Origin of the sequence: Synechococcus sp. H55.9 (assembly GCF_047462355.1) — a bacterium.
Taxonomy (GTDB): domain Bacteria; phylum Cyanobacteriota; class Cyanobacteriia; order Thermostichales; family Thermostichaceae; genus Thermostichus.
Genome location: NZ_JANSJB010000144.1, coordinates 1 through 2,088 on the forward strand (window position 1 = coordinate 1; position 2,088 = coordinate 2,088).

The window sequence follows — 2,088 nt, forward strand, 5'->3', positions numbered from 1 at the left end:
ACGGCTAGGGTATGCTGGTGGGCAGTGAGCAAGTTTCCCACCTCTTCTTTTGAGGAGAGAATATGCCGGAACCGGAATCCTCCTCAGCCCACATTCTGGTGATCGAAGATGAGGCCAAACTGGCCCGTTTCCTGGAAACTGAGCTGACCTATGAGGGGTATCGGGTCAGTGTGGTCGGCGATGGCACGGCAGGGTTGGCGGCAGCCCGCGACCAGAACCCCGACTTGGTGCTGCTGGACTGGCTGTTGCCCGGGATCTCGGGGTTGGAAGTTTGTCGGCAACTGCGCTTGATGGGCAGCCGCGTGCCCGTGGTACTGATGACCGCCGGTGATGAGGTGGCAGATCGGGTGGCAGGGCTGGATGCCGGCGCGGATGATTACGTAGTGAAACCCTTTAGCCTTCAGGAGTTGCTGGCGCGGATACGGATCTATTTGCAGCACCCCAAGGGATCCCGTGACGGTCGGTTGGTGTTTATGGATTTGACGCTGGATCCAGTGACGCGGCAGGCGAGCCGGGGAGGGCGGCAGGTGGAGCTGACGGCCAAGGAATACGACCTGCTGCGCTACTTGATGGAACACCCCCGCCAGGTGCTCAGCCGCCAACAGATTTTGGAGCATGTGTGGGGCTATGACTTTACGGGCGATTCCAACATCATCGAGGTCTATATCCGCTACTTGCGTCTCAAGATCGAAGGCCCAGGAGAGAAGCGCCTCATCCAGACGGTGCGCGGGGTAGGCTACGTGTTGCGGGACTAGAAGCGCGACTGAGGCCGACATCCCCCAGAAGAATGGCCTGGGCAGCCTGAGGGGGATCGCTGCTGTGGCAAGATCGGGAAGAATGGATCCCTATCGAGGTGCGGGAACGGCTGCTCAAAACTGGAGCAAAGAACCCGGAGAGGATTTCGTCCTGCTGGCAGGTGAGGTTGATGGAAGCCGACTGCTGGAACTGAATTGGGGGATTTTGGGGTGCAGAGGGTGTTGTCGATGAATCCATGGAGTGCAGGTCTGCTGGGCCTTACCTTCAGCTCACCGGGAGAGTTTGTCTTCCGTTTTCCCCCCGAAACCCCTCTGGTAGGTGGGCTGGGGCTGCGCTGGTACGGCCTGCTGATGGCTATTGCCGTGTTGGTCGGCCTGCTCCTGACCAAAGCCCTGGCAGAGGCTCGCCATTTGGAGAAAGAGCCCGGCAAGGCCAGCGAACGGGTCGAGATCCTAGCCCTGTGGCTGGTGGTGTCCGGGTTTCTGGGCGCCCGCCTCTACTACGTCCTCACCCACTGGTCGGAGTTCAGGGACGATCCCCTCTCGGCCTTCGCCATCTGGCGGGGAGGCATCATCATTCACGGTGGCGTGCTGGCCGGCGCGCTTGCTCTTTACCTCTATTGCCGCGCCACCGGGATCAACGGCTGGAAGTACGCCGATGTGCTCACGCCAGGGTTAATTTTGGGCCAAGCCATCGGGCGCTGGGGCAATTTTTTTAACTCCGAGGCCTACGGGGCCCCCATTCTCCCCGACAGCAGATGGCCCTTGCGGGTGTACATCCCGCCCCAAGCCCGCGAGCCGCAATACAGCCAGTTTGAGTTTTTTCACCCCATCTTTTTCTACGAAAGCGTCCTCAACCTGGTTCTGTTTGCCCTCTTGATGGGGATGTTCTGGCGCTTTCCCAAACTCAAAGATGGCACCTGGGTTTGGACCTATGTCGTCGGCTACAGCTTAATTCGCATCCCCTATGAAATCTTGCGCGTCTCGGCGGTGGCCTATCTGCCGGGAACCTCCATCAAGGCTGCCTATGTGGCCAGCGCTGTAGGCCTAGTGCTTGGGATTGGCATGCTGATCTACATGTACCGGCTGCGCTTCGACCCCGATTTGGAGCAATTGGCCGCTTGGCTGGCCGAACGAGCAGGGCTGGAGCTGGGAACAGCCGCAGATCTTGTGCAGCGGGCTTGGGCCATCCAGCAAAAGCACCGCCGCGCCGACTTGCTGGATCGCGTTACTCTGGCCATGCCCCACTTTCCAAGCACCCTTGCCCCCCATCTCTCGCTGGGCCAACGGGAGCTGTTGATACGGCAACTGTTCTGCCGTCTGGAAGGCCGGG

General features: G+C 60.2%; 2 protein-coding genes. Both read left to right on the forward strand.

What is annotated here, in order from left to right:
- Positions 1 to 62: 62 nt before the first annotated feature.
- Positions 63 to 755 carry a response regulator transcription factor gene (locus NW857_RS12505; protein WP_414333655.1) on the forward strand — a complete coding sequence of 231 codons (693 nt, stop codon included), beginning with the start codon at positions 63 to 65 and terminating at the stop codon, positions 753 to 755.
- 228 nt (positions 756 to 983) lie between these two features.
- On the forward strand, positions 984 to 2,088 hold a 1,105-nt coding region (lgt, locus tag NW857_RS12510), incomplete at its 3' end, for a prolipoprotein diacylglyceryl transferase (RefSeq protein WP_414369138.1).